This is a genomic window from Bacillus cereus, assembly GCF_002577405.1.
GTDB classification, from domain to species: domain Bacteria; phylum Bacillota; class Bacilli; order Bacillales; family Bacillaceae_G; genus Bacillus_A; species Bacillus_A cereus_AU.
The window spans coordinates 91,481-110,078 of the sequence record NZ_NULR01000003.1 but is presented as its reverse complement, the minus strand read 5'-3'; the positions used below and the strand labels follow the sequence as shown (position 1 = coordinate 110,078).

Sequence of the window (18,598 nt, the reverse complement as noted above, 5' to 3'; positions counted from 1 at the left end):
GAAAGAGATCATTTTTACTACTAACTTACTTTTTTCAAATTGAGAGCAGGCTTTTTGATTCCGCCTTTTTTGACTACATATAAACCGATGAAAATAATAAGACCGCCAACTAATTGCATCATATTGATTTCCTCTCCGATTGTTACAGCTGCAAAGATAACTGCGAACAATGGTACAAGATACATATAAACCATTACTTTCGTTGAGCCGATTTTACTAATACCGACATACCACATGGCAAGTCCGAAGATTGTCGCAAAGACGATCGAATATGCTAGAGAACCCCAGCTTGGCATATCTACTGGCCACGTTAATGTATTTACATTGAATAAACAATATACAACGAGAGGTACAATTCCAATTAAAGTAGACCATGATGTGACTCTCATTGCAGAGTATTTTGTAATGAGAGGTTGCGCTAAAATTGGATACCATCCCCACGCAATTGCTGCGACTAATCCAATTATATTTCCGAGCCATGCATACTCGTAAGTAGCTCCTCCTGTATGCCCTGTTAATAAAACGAATGCTGCACCAATAAATGCTACTATCGAACCAATTTGCACTTTCATCGAAAAACGTTCTTGTTTGTGTAATACTGCTAATATCCCTGTAAATATAGGTGACATCGCAATTAATAATGAGGCGTTCGTTGCTGAAGTATATTTCACAGATAGCATAAACATCGTTTGATACATCGTCGTTCCAACGATGCCGACTGCTAATAATCGTAACCAATCTTTTCTTTCAATACGTAATGAGCGTTCCATTATAAAAGTAATAAGTAATAATACCGGTGATGCTACTAAAAATCGTAAACTATTAAATTGAATGGATGACATAAATGCCACACCATACTTTCCAATTGTATAATTTGCTCCCCATACTAATGCAACTGATACTAGGAGCCACTCCATTTGCCATCTTTTCATCCGAATCTCCCCTTCCCTATTTAGCATAGTAAAATTGGCTGGATATAACACCGTCCAATTGGCTGTTTTTTTACCCAGCCAATTTGTTATACTTGATGTATATAAGAGATGCGGAGGCGTTTGTATGGAATGGAAGCTAGATAATGACAGTAAAATACCTATTTATCAGCAAGTTGTTGACTTTATTGAAAGACGTATTACATACGGAGAGCTTCCTCCAGGTAGCTTCCTCCCTTCAGAACGGAAATTAGCTACGCAGTTAAATGTAAACCGAAGTACAGTAACGACTGCTTATAATGAACTTCGCGCTATGGGAATTGTAGAAAGTACAACCGGTAAAGGTACACGTGTAAGTACACATATGTGGGGCGTTTCTCCAACATTAACGCCAAACTGGAGAAATTTCGTAGAAGGTGGTACTTTTTTACCAAACTTACCGTTACTCCGGCACATTCGGGCAGAAGTACAGCAAAATGAAAATATTATAGATTTCGCTAATGGAGAGCTCGGTTGTAACCTCTATCCTCACGATCAACTTCAAACGATTTTACGAGAACAACCGTTAACGCAGTCATTAAGTTATGATCATCCCCAGGGCTATCTCCCGCTCAGACAAGCGGTAGTAAAATATATGAAAGATTATTTAAAAATTGAAGCGACCGAACAATCGATTATGATTACATCTGGCGCCCAACAAGCACTTCACCTTATCGTACAATGTTTACTAAATCCTGGTGATGCAGTCGCTTTCGAAAGTCCATCGCACTGTTATTCCCTGCCGTTATTCCAATCAGCAGGTATTCGTATTTTCCCATTACCTGTCGATGAACACGGTATTAATCCAGACGATGTGCAAGAGTTATATAGAAAGCATCGTATTAAAATGATCTTTTTAAATCCAAATTTCCAAAACCCTACGGGAACGATGCTTCATCCAAACCGTAGAAAAAAGCTGTTATCACTTTGCGCAGACTTACGAATTGCGATCGTTGAAGATGATCCGTCCAGTTTACTAACGCTAGAAAATAAACAACCTTGCCCTACTTTGAAATCGATTGATGAAAACGGAACAGTCATTTATGTACATTCCTTATCAAAAATGATCGCGCCAGGGTTACGAGTTGGCTGGCTTGTCGCTCCGCAGTCTGTAGTCGAACGATTATCAGATGCACGGCATCAAATGGAATTAGGAATGAGTATATTCCCGCAGTGGCTTATGCAACAATTTTTTGAAACTGTACCATTTCAGTCGCATATCGTACCGTTACGAAAACAACTAGCAGAAAAAAGAGACGTTATCGTCCGTGCCCTAAACGAGCACCTTCACGATAAAATCTCTTTTTCAAACCCGACCGGCGGTATATACATATGGGGAAAATTAAAAGAACCGATAAACGAAAAACAACTCATTATGCAAAGTTTAAAACAAGAAATTGCCTTTATGCCAGGTAGTATTTTCGGCGCGAAAGATGGTTATATTCGTTTATCTTATGGGAAAGTGAATATTGATCAAATTGAGGAAGGTATTGCTCGTTTGCGTGAAGCTATTTTGGTTTGTGAAAAATAACATTAGGTAAAGAGATCTTGTTTGACAAAAGATAAATCTACCATTATTATCAAGTCGAACCTATTTATCCCGCTATTTGTGGGCAGTAAAACTCCCACTAATTCAAGTTTCACTTTATAGGAGTGATAAAAATGAAAATTTACGTTGATGCAGATGCATGCCCTGTAAAAGATGTTATAATCTTTGAAGCTACGAAGGTGGAAATTCCTGTTACCCTCGTTACTAGCTTTTCTCATTATTCTAATGCTAAACAGCCAGCAGGTGTGGAAACAATTTATGTTGATTCTGGAGCAGATGCTGCGGATTACCGGATTATGCAGTTAGCAAAAAAAGAAGATTTAATCGTTACACAAGATTACGGTCTTGCTTCGCTCGCTTTAGCAAAAGGCTGTATCGTTCTTCACCATAAAGGCTATAAGTATACGAATGAAAACATTGACCAACTATTACAAACACGTTATTTAAGTGCAATGGTTCGAAAAAGCGGCAAGCGCACCAAAGGTCCAAAACCATTTACAGCAGAAGATAAAGAGAAATTTAGAGAGCTCTTTAAAAGTGTAATTTCACTTTCGAAATGAACCTTCTATTTGTAGAGAAAAAAAGAAGAGGATATCCAAATGAACATTCTCTTCTTGAGGTTTACCCGTTTAAAAAGACGGTAAATTATCTAAGTTATTTTCCTTTATACCATCCGGTTCACTACGTATAATATCTCTACCATACTTATGAAATACGTCCAAATGAGCTAACTTCCCTGATTTTGCTTCATGAAGAGCAGTAATATAATCTAACTCTCTTCCGCCACTTGTTTTAAAAGCAATTAAATCCCCGTCATCATTTTTACGAACGGCAATTATTTGTTCTGCCCCTGAAACGACATTCTGAGCTACTTCAAATTGAACTTGCTCTTCCCCTTGATGTAAGTAATCATTATATACTTTTTCAAAGTCTTTTTTGTCCATTAAACTCACCTCCAACACATTTTATTAGTATGGTTGGGAGGTAGTGGTTTTATGTACTTTTCTCTTAGGAAAATGTATTTTTAATATCTACGCAAATCCTTCAAAGTCTCCAATATATCATCTGTAAAGGCTGTACTGCCCTCTGTCTCTAAAACTCTAAAATATAAACTTCTTAAGAAAGCTCTAATATTTTGAACTAAAATATCATACTGAGGGTGCGGGATGTCTTCAACGATTGCTATACTATGTAGCCAGTTACTCCATTCTTCTTCAGTTAAAAGATTTTGGTTACGTAACGACATAATTGGCGTTACTAATCTCTCATCCTCAAAGTGTATGTATACGTAGTCATTTAAACGAACCTTTTGACGAACAGCAGCTAGTATTGCATATGAAAACTCACGATTTTGGATTGTACGAGCTAAAGCATCTAGCGCATCTGCAGCATGTGCAGTAGAATGTGCCCAGCCTTTTCCTTCTACGTAACCTCTTACGTCTTCTTCTAAATAGACATATTCTAGCACTTGTTCTGCCACACTGTACAGTTGTTCTTCAGATAACAACGGTTCTCTTTCATGAACAGATAAAATAAGTGGCGGGATTAATACGGAGAACGCACGTTTAAAAACAGAGTCTGTTCCCTTTTCTCCAATTTTATAAAATAAATAATCAGGACTAATTGCTTGTAACATTAATCCTCGTAATTCTTTTTGTCTAAATACATCATTTGTAATCCATTTGTGAAGCGTACTATAAATTAGTTCATCACGTAATTCAGCATCTGGTGATCCGATATAATCTAGCATCCACTGTGCATATGGATATGCGTCCACATCTTCTGGTACAGCATAATTGTTATTTTTAATTTGTTGTAGTTCTTCTTTTAGTTCTAGTACTTCATTCATTATATGTTCTATCCCCTTTTTATGTTTTTTAACTTGCCTTTTTTCCTTATCCCCTGGAAATTACTTCGGAAAATTAATTTCATTATACGAGAATTATAACAATAAATATAAGGTTATACATATATTTATGATTACGCATTTACTCTCTTTCATGAAATATAACTTTTGGGTTTTCTAAATCACTATTCTGAAATACAACATCCGCACACTCTTTCGGATTATGCTCATCTATATACATTTTACAAGCTGCATGATATCTGTTCAAAAACATTTTCTCTGCTTCTTCATAACTTCCAAAAGCTTCAGTCTCCCGCTTCGCACCACGTTTTCTCGCAATCTCAAAATCTGTATCTACAAAAATTTTGTAATCAAATAAATGCTCAATGTCTTTTTTCAATAGGAATGTTCCATCTACTATTAATACCATATTTTGCAGGGCTACTAGCGGTTCATTCTGTACAGCGATATCCGTTATTAAGTTATGAGAAATCGTTTCATAATGTAAATTCCCAGCGGGCCCTAAAGGTATTAATAACCTTTCTTTAAAAGCTGTATAATCGTGCGCATCTTCATAATATCCTCTTGCAGATTCTTTTCCTTGCGCATATCGAACCGCTCTTAGATTATGAAAATCGTCAATGCTGGCGCGTGTTACTGGTACTCCTCGTTTCTTTATTTCTTCTGCAAGTTCGTTTGCAAATGTTGTCTTTCCTGATGCTGTAATACCACTTACTCCAACTCTTATTGGATGCGTTAAGTTTAACGTTAAAATATGACCTGTAATTTCTTTAATGATTTGTTTTCGGTTCATGATATCTCCTCCTGTAATTAGTTTACATAATATAATTACAAGTAACAAAGTATGTCACTATTTGTCGGTAAATCGATATTCTTTGTCGAATTGTTGATATATTTTTAGTTGTGTTAGATATATCGAAAAAATCGTTGATATATTTTAAGTTACGATAGATATATTTGAAAAATCGTTGATATATTATTATTCGCTTACTTCCCCTTAAACCCTCGATACAAAGCAGTCCGTAACTCCTGTTTATATTCTTCAATTTCCGGCATATCGAGTTCTTCTGCTAGTCTGATAGCTAATTCAATATCATACGGTACTCGTACGAGTTGGATGGAAAAACTTGCTGCTTCTTTTTCATTGTAAGTTCCTTCAAAAATTAAATAGGAAGCTTGTGTAATTTCGAGAGGATTTCCTACGCTACCTGCATTACATAACGTTTTGCCTCTGAAATTTTGAACGAATGCTTGGTGAACGTCACCGTAGCAAACGACATCTGGTTGTCTTTCTCCTTCTATATTCTCTGTGAGGTCACTATTTTCGAACATGCTAACACGTTCTTCTCTTGCAGCGTGTGGTTGAATTCTTTCGTATAAACTTCTCGGTGAAGCGTGGAACATACGAATGAGTTTCCCGCTCATATAAAACTCGATTGAAAATGGTAAACTTCTTAAATACTCATTTTGTTCTTCTGATAGTTGTTTTTGATGCCATTTTAACGCTTCAAATTCAGTCGGTTTTGTTATAAAATCATCCCAGTTTCCCATTACGACTACTTCACATTCTTTACGAATAATTTCAATTACTTCGCTTGAATGAGGGCCTTTTCCGACTAAATCTCCAAGACAAATAATGCGCTCGATTCCTCTTAATTTAATATCTTGTAGCACAGATTCTAAAGCTGGAATATTACCATGTATATCTGAAATTACTGCTATTTTATCCATATGAATTCCTCCGTTATTTATTGTTTATTATATCTACATGTTGTGATTGATACCATTTTGGAATATAGGATGAAAAATGATTATGATCTTCTAAAATTCGGTTTACTCTCTCTTTCAATATATGTACAAACTACCTAACACTTCATGCTCTCGTTTATTTTCCCCTTTAAACTCCACTTCAAAAGGATATTCGCCTTGATTCTTCAAGCATTCTAGTACTAATCCTTCCCCAATTGGTTCACAAAACTGTACATAAATGTCACCAAATGATACGCTTTGACACTCTGCATTCCATTCTTCATTTTTCACGATCCGGCTTGCCGTTAGCCCCATTACTTCTTTCCATTTTCGCACCGTTTCTCGAACGTTTTTCACTGCATAATGAATCGTTTCAATTTGTTGTACTTTGTTTTTATGTTCAGCAATCGTCCCTGTTTTATGTAAATCGATTCTTCTTTCTTCGTCCGTTACATTCCACTGTATAAAGAAGGGTAATTTCGGTCCGTTCTCTTCTTGCTTTACAAATAACATTTTCCATTCTAAAAGGCGTCCATCTTTTCTCATACGTTTCCCTTCAAATGGTCCAATCGTTTGTATGCCATGCTTTCTGAACTTAACTGCTAATTCTTCAATTGCATCTGTTCGAATTGCGATTTGTAGCATTCCTTCTCCAGTTTGTAATTTCACGACCGTTTCCTGCACTAATGGATTTTCTGCTTCTTTCGCTTTTTCTTCATGTTGAACGGCTAAAAACTCTATATATGATAAATCAAAATAACATAAACTATTCCAAGTACCCCAGTTTGTATGTTGTCCACCTAATGCAGTATGAAACCCACGCTCCTGCATTTGTTTTGCTGCTTCCTCCGGTGTGCAATGCACTGCGTGAACGAGATGATCAAATGCTAACATTGTCTTTCTCCCCTTTCTCTCCATCCTTTTATTGTATATTTTATTTTTCTTTCATTCAATTCAAAAAACTTTAAAACCTAGTTGATTTATACGATTAATGTGTATTATAATGAAACAAATCTAATTATTGCTGATTGGAAAAACCAAAGGCACTTTTCTCATACGGGAAAAGTGCCTTTTTCATTTATTATTACAGGGGGATTATTTATGCAGAAATTAATTGTCTTTGCTATTATTGGATTTTTCGCTCAATTGATTGATGGAGCACTTGGTATGGCGTATGGGGTAACCTCTACTTCTCTATTATTAATGTTTGGTATCGCACCGGCTGTAGCTTCCGCTTCTGTTCACTTAGCTGAAGTCGTTACAACTGCCGCTTCTGGTGCATCTCACATTAAATTTGGAAACGTGGATAAATATACCGTTTCCAGGCTTACATTACCAGGAGCAATTGGTGCATTTATTGGGGCATGTTTTTTAAGTAATTTACCTGGCAATGTGATTAAACCGTACATTTCAATATTTTTATTCACTTTAGGGGTTTATATTTTATTACGATTTCTTATTCAAAAACAAATTGTCGCTTCAAAAAAACGCATGTCTGCCAAACAACTTGTACCGCTCGGTTTATTCGCTGGATTCGTCGATTCAACTGGCGGTGGTGGCTGGGGTCCAATTACGACACCTGTGCTACTTGCAAGAGGAAATGAAGCTAGAAAAGTGATTGGCTCTGTAGATACGAGTGAATTTCCTGTTTCGCTCGCTGCAACAATCGGCTTCTTCATCTCACTTGGCTGGGAACAAGTAAGCTGGGTTTGGGTATTCTCCTTAATGCTTGGCGGTATTGTCGCAGCTCCAATTGCAGCATGGTTAGTACGCATCGTTCCATCTCATTTACTTGGCGTATTAGTTGGTGGCCTTATTATTTTTACGAATATACGTACACTACTTACAACATTTAAAGTGGATCCAACTATTATTTCACTTTCTTACGTGGCAGTTGGTCTTGTCGTTATTATATCTATTTTTATTGCTGTCCGTAATCATTCGAAACATTCGACAATTGGATACCCGACAGATCAAAAACAAATACTACCTTAATTACAAAAATACCGCCCGATTTATTTCGAGCGGTATTTTTCTATTTTCCAATTGATCATCGTTTCTGTAGCTTCTACTCTCTTCATATGTAATTTTTCTAATACACGGATTGAACCATAATTATCTAGAAGTGTCTCTGCAATAACCGTTTCTACTTCTCCTGTCTGAAAAGCCCACTTTATTAATTCAGCTACAGATTCTGTAGCATATCCTTTATTCCAATATTTCTCAATAAAACCGTAACCAATTTCTACTGTACCATTCTCGCTTGGTTTCCCTTTAAAACCTATATCCCCTAGTACGATGTCATCTTCTTTTCGAATGACATACCATGCGTCCCAAGGTAATAAAGCTGCATCTTCTTTTACATGTTCTACATGGCCTATAATATGCGGACCACTGTTATACCCTTGTTTTTCAGCAACACGAAACATCTCTTCTGTACATGGTACTATATAGAGCCTTTCCGTTTCTAATTTCATAATGATTTCCCCTTTTCCTTTAAACGTTTATCTCATTATAACAAAAAATATGACCACATTATGAATGTCGAATTATATTTTCCGAATTTTCTTTTAATTTTAAAGGGTTTTTCATCATTTTTTGCGAAACATTTGTATAACAATTTCTTTCTTTATTTTTTGTTACATAACAGTAGGTTCGGGTGGAGTTTTGCAAACGTTTCCTAAACAATAACCGATATTTTTTGACTTTTCCTAACAAAATTCCTTGCAATATATTCAGAAAGTGATTACAATTGCGATATATTAAAAATCTTAGCAATATATAAATCCTCATCAGTCCGATGAGGTAGAGGTTGCGACTTTTAAAAGTAAAATGGACGAGACACAGAGAATGTCACCGACTCCGTTTGAAAGGAAAAGTTGCCGAAGTTTATATTTCTTCTCTGGAACTATAAGCTGGGGCTGTCTCCGAAAGGAACAGAACTGTCACGTTTACAAAATTACCGTGTAAACGTGGGGTGCTATCTTAACGGAAGGGTATGATGGGGTGGTTATTTGTGAAACGTTCCGCCAAATTCCTTTGGCGGTTTTTGTACTTTTCTCCCCCCGCTCCTTCCTATCTTACAAGAAAAGGAGTGTTGAACATGAATAGCGCAACGAATCAAACTACCTCTAAAACGCAAACTACACAAGGAAAAGGTGAATTAAAACGTAGTTTAAAATCAAGACACCTTACGATGATTTCTCTCGGTGGTACAATTGGTACCGGACTATTTCTTGCCAGCGGTGGTGTTATCCATACAGCTGGACCTGGTGGTGCATTAGTTGCATACGCCGCAATTGGTATTATGGTTTATTTCTTAATGACAAGCTTAGCAGAACTCGCAGCATACATGCCTGTAACTGGATCTTTCAGCACGTATGCAACAAAATTTGTTGATCCATCACTTGGTTTCGCACTTGGATGGAACTATTGGTATAACTGGGCAATTACGATAGCGGCTGAACTCGCAGCTGTATCGTTAATTATGAAATTTTGGTTTCCAGATACACCTTCACTCGTTTGGAGTGGCCTTTGTTTAGCTATTATTTTCCTTTTAAACTACTTATCTGTTAAAGGGTTTGGTGAATCTGAATATTGGTTCGCACTTATTAAAGTAGTTACGATTATTATCTTTTTAATTGTCGGTTTTATGATGATTTTCGGCATTATGGGCGGCGAATCTGTTGGCTTTAAAAACTTCACTGTTGCAGATGCACCATTTAACGGCGGCATTATGGCAATTATCGGTGTATTTATGGCAGCTGGTTTCTCCTTCCAAGGTACTGAATTACTTGGGGTAGCTGCTGGTGAAACGTCTGATCCAGAACGCAATATTCCGAAAGCAATTCGTTCGATCTTTTGGCGTATTCTTTTATTCTATATCCTTGCGATTCTCGTTATCGGTTTATTAATTCCTTACACAACTGAAAGCCTTGCTGCAAGTGATGTTACAGTAAGTCCATTTACACTTATTTTTGAAAAAGCGGGCGTTGCCTTTGCTGCTTCTGTTATGAACGCTGTTATTTTAACTGCCGTACTATCTGCTGGTAACTCTGGTATGTATGCATCAACTCGTATGCTTTGGGATTTAGCTCGCCAAGGCAAAGCACCGAAGTTCTTAGGGAAATTGGATAGCCGCGGCGTACCTGTTAACGCATTAATCGTAACATCAATTGTTGGTAGTGTCGCTTTCATTGCTTCTTTATTCGGTGACGGTGTTGTATACATTTGGTTATTAAACGCATCTGGAATGTCTGGCTTTATCGCCTGGGTCGGAATTGCAATTAGTCATTATCGTTTCCGTAAAGCATATATCGCACAAGGAAAAGATTTAAAAGACTTACCATATAGAGCAAAATGGTTCCCGTTCGGTCCAATCTTCGCATTTGCACTTTGTGTCATCGTCATTTTAGGACAAAACTATGGCGCATTCATGGGAGAATCTATCGATTGGAACGGTGTATTCGTTTCTTACATCGGTTTACCACTTTTCTTAGTACTATGGTTAGGATATAAATTTACGAAGAAAACAAAAGTGATTCCACTTGATAAATGTGAACTAAAATAAAAGTGCAACGAGCAAACAAATTTGTTTGCTCGTTTTTTATTGCAATGCTTCTCCCTTCCCTATTGCTCCTGTTTTTGCAATAATAAAGGAAATATACATAAAGGTTGGGATACTATGAACATTCGTATTACTGATGAAGCAAAAGCAGCTATACATAGACTAGAACGTGAAGATAAAAAAATCATTCGCATTAGGGGAACAATGACAAACTCTTGTAGCATTTTCGTTGATGTTGATTTAATTTGGGATACCTATCATGCAGATGATGTTGTCTATGAAGATGCAGACCTTATCGTACAAATGGATTCATTCACGAAAGACTATACTGGTGATACAGTGAAACTGGATTATAAGACGACAGGTTTTAGTATTACGACTCCTAGTGAAACTTTGGTTTATGGGTTGTCGATTAAAAAATAAAACTTGTTTTCAACTGATCACTGAGGTGAAAATATGGGTAAATATGTTCCGTTAAAATTTTTATTTAATGAAGAATTAGCAGAAAAAATGGCTGATTCTATTTGTAAACATGATTCTAATTTCTCTAAAAAAACCTTTGTAGCTTCCGTAACATGTAAAGTTGAAAATTTAGAATTAAAGCAACGTATTGAAGTAATCGCAGATGAATTACACAATGCATTACAAAAAGATTTTAGTGAAGCAATACATATATTACTGAAAACATTGGGACCAGAAAATACAACAGAAGTAGGCACATTTACAAACGGATATATGTACATGCCTATTGCAAAATACGTTGAAAAATATGGGCTTAACGATTTTCAATCCTCATTCGACGCCATGTATGAAATAACAAAACGGAATACTGCTGAATATGCCATCCGGCCTTTTCTTGAAACATACCACGAAGACACACTAAACATATTACAAAAGTGGATTCATGACGACAACAGCCACATTAGAAGATTAGTTTCTGAAGGTACTAGACCAAGACTTCCTTGGGCTAAAAAAATGGGAGCTCTGAAAGGTGATTTTAAGAACAATTTAAAACTTCTTGAGCCATTAATGAATGACCCTTCTAAATATGTTCAAAAATCTGTAGCCAATCATATTAATGATATTACGAAAGAAAATAAAGAGCTCGTTTTTCAATGGTTACAGCAATTACGCGATAACCAGCATCCAGTTAACCCTTGGATTATAAAACATGGGTTACGAACGGTGATAAAAAATGGTACTTTACCAAAAGATTTTTCTTTTTGAGTATTTTACACAAAAACGCTTATGCTTCAAAAATGAAGTATAAGCGTTTTTGCTTTTTGAATAGGCTCTGTTAGTCACAGTAATGAAAGCACTAAGCAACATATTAAAGAATTTCTATTAACATCATTTATATTTGAAATGACTTACACATTTGACAGTTTGCGATTGTCAAATGTATAGTTTCGATTAAAACTTTGTAATCCGAATAGTTCGATAATAATTAATTAAAGAAAATAAGATAAGATAATCTAATTAGTATTAAATCTATACACAGAAAGGAGAATTACTTTGAAAATAATGAGAATTCTACTTCTATCAGCAATAGTCTTACACTCTTTCGTTTTAAGTGGTTGCCAAAGCTCAGATAAGCAAACAGGAACAAAAGCAGTACAAACAACAAAAGACGTGCGGGAAATTGCTTGGAATTCGCTTACTGACTCGGAACGAAAAGAAATTGTCGGTGATTGGAAAGACGCAAAAGTAAGTAAAGTAACAGCAGACACAAAGAGATTTAGTTTAATTGACCCTTCCTTCGATGGTAAAGAAGTGTCAATGGTTACGTTAAGTTCTAAAAAAAGTGCTTTGTTGGGCGACATTATCAAACTTGTTGATGAAAAAACACAAAAAGTTATCGGGAGAGTAATGAGAAAATAATACTATTTTAGCAACTCTCCACTTACACAATTATGAGGGACGGACTATACTAAAACTGTGTAATAAAATAGGAAACCCCTAAGTATATGTTGGGTTTCCTAAATTTAAGGTTCCCCATTTTTACCGACATTTTAGATTTTAATAGATATTTTTTAACCACGTAATAATTCGTAGTATCTGAAACGACTCAAACCAAGTAATTAAAAACATCACAACGAAGAAAGAAATAAGTGATATGAATTTTAAGTTTCCATCTTCACGTTTAACAATCGCGATAAAACTTAGAACAATGCCGACTAAAAAAGAGATATAACCCAAAAGGACAATAGGCTCAGAATTGCCATCTATTATCCAATTTAATCCAAACAATACTAGTCCCAAAATCATCAAGGTTATTGATAACACACTAAATTTTTTCACAATTCCACCCCAATCTAATTTTACCATTTTATGGAGAAAATAAAAATATTTTTTGTAGCATATGAATGAAAAATTACACGATAAACTCAATCCATTTTTTCATTAAACAATTGCCCTCTCTTATAGCTTCAAAGGATTTTCACTCAATTATCCCGAATATATAAATAACCATTCTTGCAAGGAGCAAACTTATATGAATCGATTCGAACACGAAACGTAAAACCACTTCTCTTTAATAAGAGGTCCTCCCTTTTTTTCTCATCATATCATCCATTAAAAAATAGGAGGACAAAATTATGAAACGTGATCCATTATTTTTAACGCTATTAGAAAGTGCAAATACACATTTTAGCGGCTGGGATTTTTCTTTCATTTCAGAAACGGGCCGAATGAAGAGCGAGCCTTTATCGTGGTCGTACGGCAGCACAGCTTTCCAGCTTATGCAGCGTGCAGAATCAATGTTAGATATGGGTACTGGCGGCGGAGAGTTTTTGTCTATGTTACAACCGTTCCCCTCAACTATTTATGCAACTGAGGGCTACGCACCAAACGTGTCAATTGCTCGAAAAAAATTAGAGCCTTTAGGGGTTACTGTTGTAGAGTTGACCGATGATACTGCTTTACCATTTCAAGATGGTCAGTTTGATTTCATTATGAATCAACATGAATCCTATGCTGCTTCTGAGGTAAGCAGAATCCTTTCTCCTAATGGGATATTTCTTACACAGCAAGTTGGCGGTCTTGATTGTGCGGAACTTAATGAGCAGTTTGGCACACCGCTAAATAGCGAATTTGCAAGTTGGTCACTCGAAACTACATGTGGTGAGTTAGAGCAAAATGGATTTACTATTTTAGAAGCAAAAGAAGAATTTCCTTTCCAACGTTTTTATGACATTGGCGCTATCGTCTATTATTTAAAAGCAATTCCGTGGCAAATGCCTGATTTTACTGTCGAAAGGTATTATGAAGAATTATTTCGTATACATGAGATTATCTTACAAAAAGGATATTTTGATGTGAATCAACATCGCTTTATGATTAAAGCGATTCACAGATAACAAAAAAGAGATGGCAAAGCCACCTCTTTTTTGTTCCAGTTTAAGTAATTACAATTATATATGCTCTATTATAGTGAGAGCAATCGAAACCTACTTGCCGATTGCTCTATGCAAAAATTTTATTAACTAGAGATTAGAGTGATTTTTAATCATGCATTCTATTGGGAAACAAGTTGTTTTTTATAACGTTTTTTCATATCATCTTCTGTCAAAAGTACAGTTGTGTAATTAATAATATTCCGGTTATCATATGTAAATATATGCTCTAACTTATTTTCTTCTGTTAATACTTTTGGTAAGTATTTGGATAAATTGCTAACTACACCTCTATTATCACAATCTACTATCCAATCAATTTCTTTCCATTCTAAGATGCCTTCATCCGTGCTTATTGGTGTGTCCATATGTACTCCATCTGGTAAATCAGCAAGGAATACATACATCCCTTCACTACCCCTAGGCTCATCCTTATTTTTGAAAATCACATTCCCCTTATACGTTACACTTGGAAGATCTATGCCTGTTTCTTCAAGCGTTTCTCTAATTATTCCTTCATATGGCGTTTCATTGTCTTCAATTTTTCCACCAACACCATTCCACATTCCCATATTCGGTTTTTTATTCCTATTTAATAAGAGTATTTCATTTCCTTTTCTAATAAAGCAAATTGTGTACTTATACATACGATCACTTCCTTCCATTTACACATGAGGTATTTAACTTATTTTTAAGTAAAAACACTCGCTTTACAATTCCTTATCACATAAGATATAGTACAACTTTCATTCATAAACACTTTACAGCAAACGAAAGAATCCTTTTTAGAAAGGAGCATTTAAAATCGATACTATAAGCAGTGAATTTCTAAAACAATACTACGACAGCCTCGTTTGGGTAAAAGATACACACTGGCTCGGTGTTCCAATCTGTAAACTTCCCTCCGATCTCTTTTTGTACCAAGAAATCATTTATGAACTAAAGCCCGATTTAATTATTGAATGCGGGACTTTTCAAGGTGGTAGTGCACTGTATTTAGCTTCTATGTTAGATTTAATTGGAAAAGGTCACGTACTTACTATCGATATAACTCCTCAACCAAATCGGCCATCCCATAATCGAATTACGTATTTAACAGCTTCTTCTGTTTCTGTACAGGCCGTACAAACAATAGTAAGTATGCGCAAACCTGATGATGTCATTTTAGTTATTTTAGATTCTGATCATAGCAAAGAGCATGTATCAAAAGAACTCTTACTATATAAATCTATCGTCACTACTGGTAGTTATATTATTGTAGAGGATACATCTATTAACGGGAACCCTCTTCTTCCCAATTGGGGTCCTGGCCCGATGGAAGCTGTTGAAGAGTTTTTAACTAAAAACAACAATTTCATAATCGATGAATCTAAACATAAATTTTTCATATCTTTTAATCCAAAAGGTTTTTTAAAGAAAATAAAGTGACACTTTAATAAGTGGGGTTTTATGAATTCCCCACTTATTCTATGATTTTCATTTTTGAAAAAGGATAATACACAAATTCTACCTTTCCGATTACATTATCTTCTTCAATATATCCTAAACCATTGCGACTATCCCTACTAAGTTCACGGTTATCCCCCATTACAAATAACTTATTGGGTGGAATCCTTGTCTTTTGAAAGTTGTAAAACACTTGTGTATTGTTATATAAATCTTGATTTATGTAAGGTTCATCTTTCTTTTTATCATTTACATATACAGTTCCATTCGTGATGTTAATTACATCACCTGGAAGCCCTATTACACGTTTCACATAATATTTCGATTCATCCTCTGCTTTAATAATGATAATTTCTCCGTACTGTAAATTTGAAAAATGAACTGCTGCTTTATTTACAAATACGTAGTCTCCTTCATATAAAGTCGGCTGCATTGATTTTCCTTCCACCTTACATAAAGTAAACGAATGGTACGCTATTATCATGACGAATATAAATAATATGTACTTCCCCCAGCCTCCCTTAATCTCCTCTTTCATATCCATTCCCACCTTATTCAAACGCTTTTTAACTCCAAAAATAGTATCACTGCACAATTTGTCTCTGTGCAATGATACTATTTTTACTGTGCCTTGTTCTGTTGCTCTATTGGGACTGGATTTGCACCCGATCTTTTCGTTTTCAATTCAAAATACGCATCCAAAATTTCTTTACCAATCGCGGAATTAATTCCTGATTTATCATTATTCACCCATGGTACAACAACTGAAAAAGCGACTTCCGGATCAGCATCATATGGCGCATAACCGGCAAGAGTTAAATTATAACATTTTTTTCGGTTATAGTTCTCATCTCTTCCAATATCACTTTCTCCACCATACACTGTCTCAGCTGTTCCTGTTTTTCCAGCTGGTTTATACGGTAATCCTTTAAACGTTCCAGTACCTGTTCCATCCCCTTCTTGGAATACTCTTCTAAATCCTTCTTTCACATGATTTATATAGGAAATGTCCATATCTACTCGATTTAATACAGTTGGTTCAATCGTCCGAATGACTTTTCCAACATCCTCTGGTCTATTTGGTTGTTCCCTAACTTCTTGCACAATTTGTGGTTTCATTCGGTAACCGCCATTTGCAATCGTTGAAATATATTGGGCGAGCTGAAGCGGTGTATATGTATCATATTGTCCAATCGCATAATCAAGTAAAAAACCAGGTATATTATCAGTTCTACCTACTTGACCAATCGATTCATTCGGCAGGTCAATACCAGTTGGCACACCTAAACCAAATTGTCTAAAGTAATAACGCATTTTATTAAACGCTTCTTGTTTAATATCTAGCGGATTGTTTGGTACATAATCAATCCCTGCAATCTTTAACGCTGTATTAAACATGTAGACATTGGATGAAACTTGCAATGCTCTTAAATCATCAATATCTCCAAAGTCTTTCCACGATTTCTTCGGCTTCGAACTTCCTTTAAAGTACATTGGCGCATCAAAAAAATGCGTATATGGCTTAATCGCTCCTGTTTGATATCCAGCTAATAACGTAGCTCCTTTCACCGTCGATCCTAACTCATAAGAGCTTATCATCGTTCCTAAAGCGTAGTCTTCTATTTGCATCTCGCCTTCTTTATTTACAATTCTTTTTCCTGCCATTGATAAAATTTGACCGTTTTTCGGATTCATCATTACAACGAATGCGCGATCCATCATCGGTTCTGAAGAATGAAATGCTCGTAAATTCTTTTCAAGACTTTCCTCCACTTTTTTCTGTAACTCCATATCAACTGTTAACATTAAATTATTTCCACTTTTTCCTTTTGTCACTTTTTCAGTCCGAACTATATTTCCAGTTTTATCTATAATATTTTTCGTCTGTTCTTTCGTGCCATGCAGCGCATCTTCGTATTGTTTTTCGATATAACTCTTACCAATACGATCATTTCGATTATAATCTCGTACTAAATAGTAGTCTAATTGCTCTCTCGGTAATCCTTCATTTTCACTAGAAACACTACCAAGGACAGAACGGAGTATTTTATCATTTGGATATTCACGTTCCCAATCCACAGTCGTATCTACTCCTGGCAAACTTGCCAACCTTTCACTTACGACTGCATATTCATTTAGACTCACATCTTTTTTCACAATTTGCGGTGTCATTTTATATCCCGCATTCATTTTACCTTTAATTGCTAACACTTCTATATCATCTTTTGAAAGTTCATTTAATTCTTCTTGTGTAATTCTTTCTCGGCGCAATTCTTCTACTTTTTTATCTAATTCTTTCCCTTCTACTTCCTGCTTTCTAAATTTACTTTCATCTTCTTTCGTTACTTTTGTTGCGGCACGCTTTTCATTTAACTGCATCCAAAAATCTTTCTTATCAGTCTCCGTTAACTTATCCATATCCTCTTGCGGCATTTCAATTAACTGTGCTAAATCCCTTGCTACTTGTAAAACCTCTTTCGAGTCTACTCCTTTCATTTTCGTATATGTAACAGTTCGTAACGGTTTATTATTTACAATCACTTGACCTTCCCGATCATACATCTTCCCTCTAGGAACCGGAGTGCTCACCGTCACATCTTCCTTTTTGTTCACTTCATTTCTATACGTTTCTCCATCAATAATTTGTACTTTACCTAATTGAATTATAATAGCTGAAAATAAAAGAAAGACGATAAAAAATAGTACATTTAACCGAAATGGAATATGAGTCTTTTTCTTTTTCGGCTGTTTCTGTTTCTCCTTTTTCTGCCTCATTTCGCTCCCTCGCTTCATTCTATTAACTTCTACGCTTAAATGATTATGTATCAAATTTATTTATATGATATATATAGAATTTTATATTAATTACAAAAGAAAGAAAAGATTTAATTTTCAGTTTTTTAATTTATCATCCTATTTATTACCATTCCCTTAATAAGCAATAACATGAACGGTATTCAAAAAGAAAGAGAGTATAAAACTGGTTTTTTATACCATTCGTTTACATTTCTTTGTATACTAAAGAGATAAATCAATAAAAGACATTACGGAGGAGTA

20 protein-coding genes, 1 pseudogene and 1 riboswitch are annotated in these 18,598 nt (G+C 35.5%); of the genes and pseudogenes, 9 read left to right on the top strand and 12 right to left on the bottom strand.

Going from position 1 to position 18,598, the window contains the following annotated elements:
- Positions 1 to 20: 20 nt before the first annotated feature.
- The gene (locus COC96_RS05425; RefSeq protein WP_098252471.1) at positions 21 to 932 is read right to left on the bottom strand and encodes a DMT family transporter; all 912 of its coding nucleotides are present in this window, start codon (positions 930 to 932) and stop codon (positions 21 to 23) included.
- Between the two features lie 124 nt (positions 933 to 1,056).
- On the opposite strand from COC96_RS05425, the gene pdxR reads away from it, so the two are divergent.
- Together pdxR and COC96_RS05415 are read left to right on the top strand one after the other, a co-directional pair.
- A complete protein-coding gene (pdxR, locus tag COC96_RS05420; protein ID WP_098768431.1) occupies positions 1,057 to 2,499 on the top strand; it encodes a MocR-like pyridoxine biosynthesis transcription factor PdxR in 1,443 nt (480 codons plus the stop codon).
- 131 nt (positions 2,500 to 2,630) lie between these two features.
- Positions 2,631 to 3,077, top strand: coding sequence for a YaiI/YqxD family protein (locus tag COC96_RS05415; RefSeq protein ID WP_098768430.1), 447 nt, complete (start codon positions 2,631 to 2,633; stop codon positions 3,075 to 3,077).
- A 69-nt stretch (positions 3,078 to 3,146) separates the two neighbouring features.
- Here COC96_RS05415 and COC96_RS05410 read toward each other — a convergent pair whose 3' ends face one another.
- The 6 genes and pseudogenes from COC96_RS05410 to COC96_RS05380 form a co-directional block, all read right to left on the bottom strand.
- Complete coding sequence (locus tag COC96_RS05410; RefSeq protein WP_098768429.1) at positions 3,147 to 3,461, bottom strand: DUF3892 domain-containing protein; 315 nt, start codon at positions 3,459 to 3,461, stop codon at positions 3,147 to 3,149.
- A gap of 80 nt (positions 3,462 to 3,541) precedes the next feature.
- The gene (locus COC96_RS05405; protein ID WP_098768428.1) at positions 3,542 to 4,366 is read right to left on the bottom strand and encodes a DUF2785 domain-containing protein; all 825 of its coding nucleotides are present in this window, start codon (positions 4,364 to 4,366) and stop codon (positions 3,542 to 3,544) included.
- A gap of 139 nt (positions 4,367 to 4,505) precedes the next feature.
- Positions 4,506 to 5,177, bottom strand: a complete 672-nt coding sequence (locus tag COC96_RS05400) for a uridine kinase (protein WP_098768427.1) — start codon at positions 5,175 to 5,177, stop codon at positions 4,506 to 4,508.
- A 194-nt stretch (positions 5,178 to 5,371) separates the two neighbouring features.
- On the bottom strand, positions 5,372 to 6,115 hold the full coding sequence (locus tag COC96_RS05390; RefSeq protein ID WP_098768425.1) for a metallophosphoesterase family protein: 744 nt from the start codon (positions 6,113 to 6,115) through the stop codon (positions 5,372 to 5,374).
- Between the two features lie 13 nt (positions 6,116 to 6,128).
- Positions 6,129 to 6,242, bottom strand: a pseudogene (locus tag COC96_RS05385) (aminoglycoside phosphotransferase family protein); the annotation flags it as partial.
- Positions 6,230 to 7,027, bottom strand: coding sequence for a VOC family protein (locus tag COC96_RS05380; protein WP_098768424.1), 798 nt, complete (start codon positions 7,025 to 7,027; stop codon positions 6,230 to 6,232). The gene COC96_RS05380 and the pseudogene COC96_RS05385, both read right to left, overlap by 13 nt.
- A gap of 207 nt (positions 7,028 to 7,234) precedes the next feature.
- Between COC96_RS05380 and COC96_RS05375 the strand changes: the two genes are divergently transcribed.
- The gene (locus COC96_RS05375; protein ID WP_088229536.1) at positions 7,235 to 8,128 is read left to right on the top strand and encodes a sulfite exporter TauE/SafE family protein; all 894 of its coding nucleotides are present in this window, start codon (positions 7,235 to 7,237) and stop codon (positions 8,126 to 8,128) included.
- A 20-nt stretch (positions 8,129 to 8,148) separates the two neighbouring features.
- Here the strand turns inward: COC96_RS05375 and COC96_RS05370 are convergent, their stop codons facing one another.
- Entirely contained in the window at positions 8,149 to 8,610 is a 462-nt protein-coding gene (locus COC96_RS05370; RefSeq protein ID WP_098768423.1) for a GNAT family N-acetyltransferase, read from the bottom strand.
- 321 nt (positions 8,611 to 8,931) lie between these two features.
- Positions 8,932 to 9,124, top strand: a riboswitch (Lysine riboswitch).
- 112 nt (positions 9,125 to 9,236) lie between these two features.
- Here COC96_RS05370 and COC96_RS05365 point away from each other — a divergent pair.
- The 4 genes from COC96_RS05365 to COC96_RS05350 all read left to right on the top strand — a co-directional run bounded on the left by COC96_RS05365 (position 9,237) and on the right by COC96_RS05350 (position 12,581).
- Positions 9,237 to 10,703, top strand: coding sequence for an amino acid permease (locus COC96_RS05365; protein ID WP_088229538.1), 1,467 nt, complete (start codon positions 9,237 to 9,239; stop codon positions 10,701 to 10,703).
- Between the two features lie 114 nt (positions 10,704 to 10,817).
- Positions 10,818 to 11,123: an iron-sulfur cluster biosynthesis family protein gene (locus tag COC96_RS05360; RefSeq protein ID WP_141536134.1), complete on the top strand. Its 306-nt coding sequence runs from the start codon at positions 10,818 to 10,820 to the stop codon at positions 11,121 to 11,123.
- 33 nt (positions 11,124 to 11,156) lie between these two features.
- A complete protein-coding gene (locus COC96_RS05355; RefSeq protein ID WP_098266293.1) occupies positions 11,157 to 11,927 on the top strand; it encodes a DNA alkylation repair protein in 771 nt (256 codons plus the stop codon).
- A gap of 297 nt (positions 11,928 to 12,224) precedes the next feature.
- Positions 12,225 to 12,581 (top strand): hypothetical protein, encoded by a 357-nt coding sequence (locus tag COC96_RS05350; RefSeq protein WP_098252548.1) that lies wholly within the window; start codon positions 12,225 to 12,227, stop codon positions 12,579 to 12,581.
- Positions 12,582 to 12,719: 138 nt separating this feature from the next.
- Here the strand turns inward: COC96_RS05350 and COC96_RS28345 are convergent, their stop codons facing one another.
- Positions 12,720 to 13,001, bottom strand: coding sequence for a hypothetical protein (locus COC96_RS28345; RefSeq protein WP_098266292.1), 282 nt, complete (start codon positions 12,999 to 13,001; stop codon positions 12,720 to 12,722).
- Positions 13,002 to 13,297: 296 nt separating this feature from the next.
- Here COC96_RS28345 and COC96_RS05340 point away from each other — a divergent pair, with 296 nt between their 5' ends.
- Positions 13,298 to 14,059, top strand: coding sequence for a class I SAM-dependent methyltransferase (locus tag COC96_RS05340; RefSeq protein ID WP_098768422.1), 762 nt, complete (start codon positions 13,298 to 13,300; stop codon positions 14,057 to 14,059).
- A 158-nt stretch (positions 14,060 to 14,217) separates the two neighbouring features.
- Here the strand turns inward: COC96_RS05340 and COC96_RS05335 are convergent, their stop codons facing one another.
- Positions 14,218 to 14,760: an NUDIX hydrolase gene (locus COC96_RS05335; RefSeq protein ID WP_142339956.1), complete on the bottom strand. Its 543-nt coding sequence runs from the start codon at positions 14,758 to 14,760 to the stop codon at positions 14,218 to 14,220.
- Positions 14,761 to 14,899: 139 nt separating this feature from the next.
- On the opposite strand from COC96_RS05335, the gene COC96_RS05330 reads away from it, so the two are divergent.
- Positions 14,900 to 15,523, top strand: coding sequence for a cephalosporin hydroxylase family protein (locus COC96_RS05330; protein ID WP_098266290.1), 624 nt, complete (start codon positions 14,900 to 14,902; stop codon positions 15,521 to 15,523).
- Between the two features lie 34 nt (positions 15,524 to 15,557).
- On the opposite strand, the gene lepB is transcribed toward COC96_RS05330, so the two are convergent.
- Positions 15,558 to 16,079 (bottom strand): signal peptidase I, encoded by a 522-nt coding sequence (gene lepB, locus COC96_RS05325; RefSeq protein ID WP_098768420.1) that lies wholly within the window; start codon positions 16,077 to 16,079, stop codon positions 15,558 to 15,560.
- A gap of 83 nt (positions 16,080 to 16,162) precedes the next feature.
- Positions 16,163 to 18,334, bottom strand: coding sequence for a peptidoglycan D,D-transpeptidase FtsI family protein (locus COC96_RS05320; protein ID WP_141535922.1), 2,172 nt, complete (start codon positions 18,332 to 18,334; stop codon positions 16,163 to 16,165).
- Positions 18,335 to 18,598: the final 264 nt, after the last annotated feature.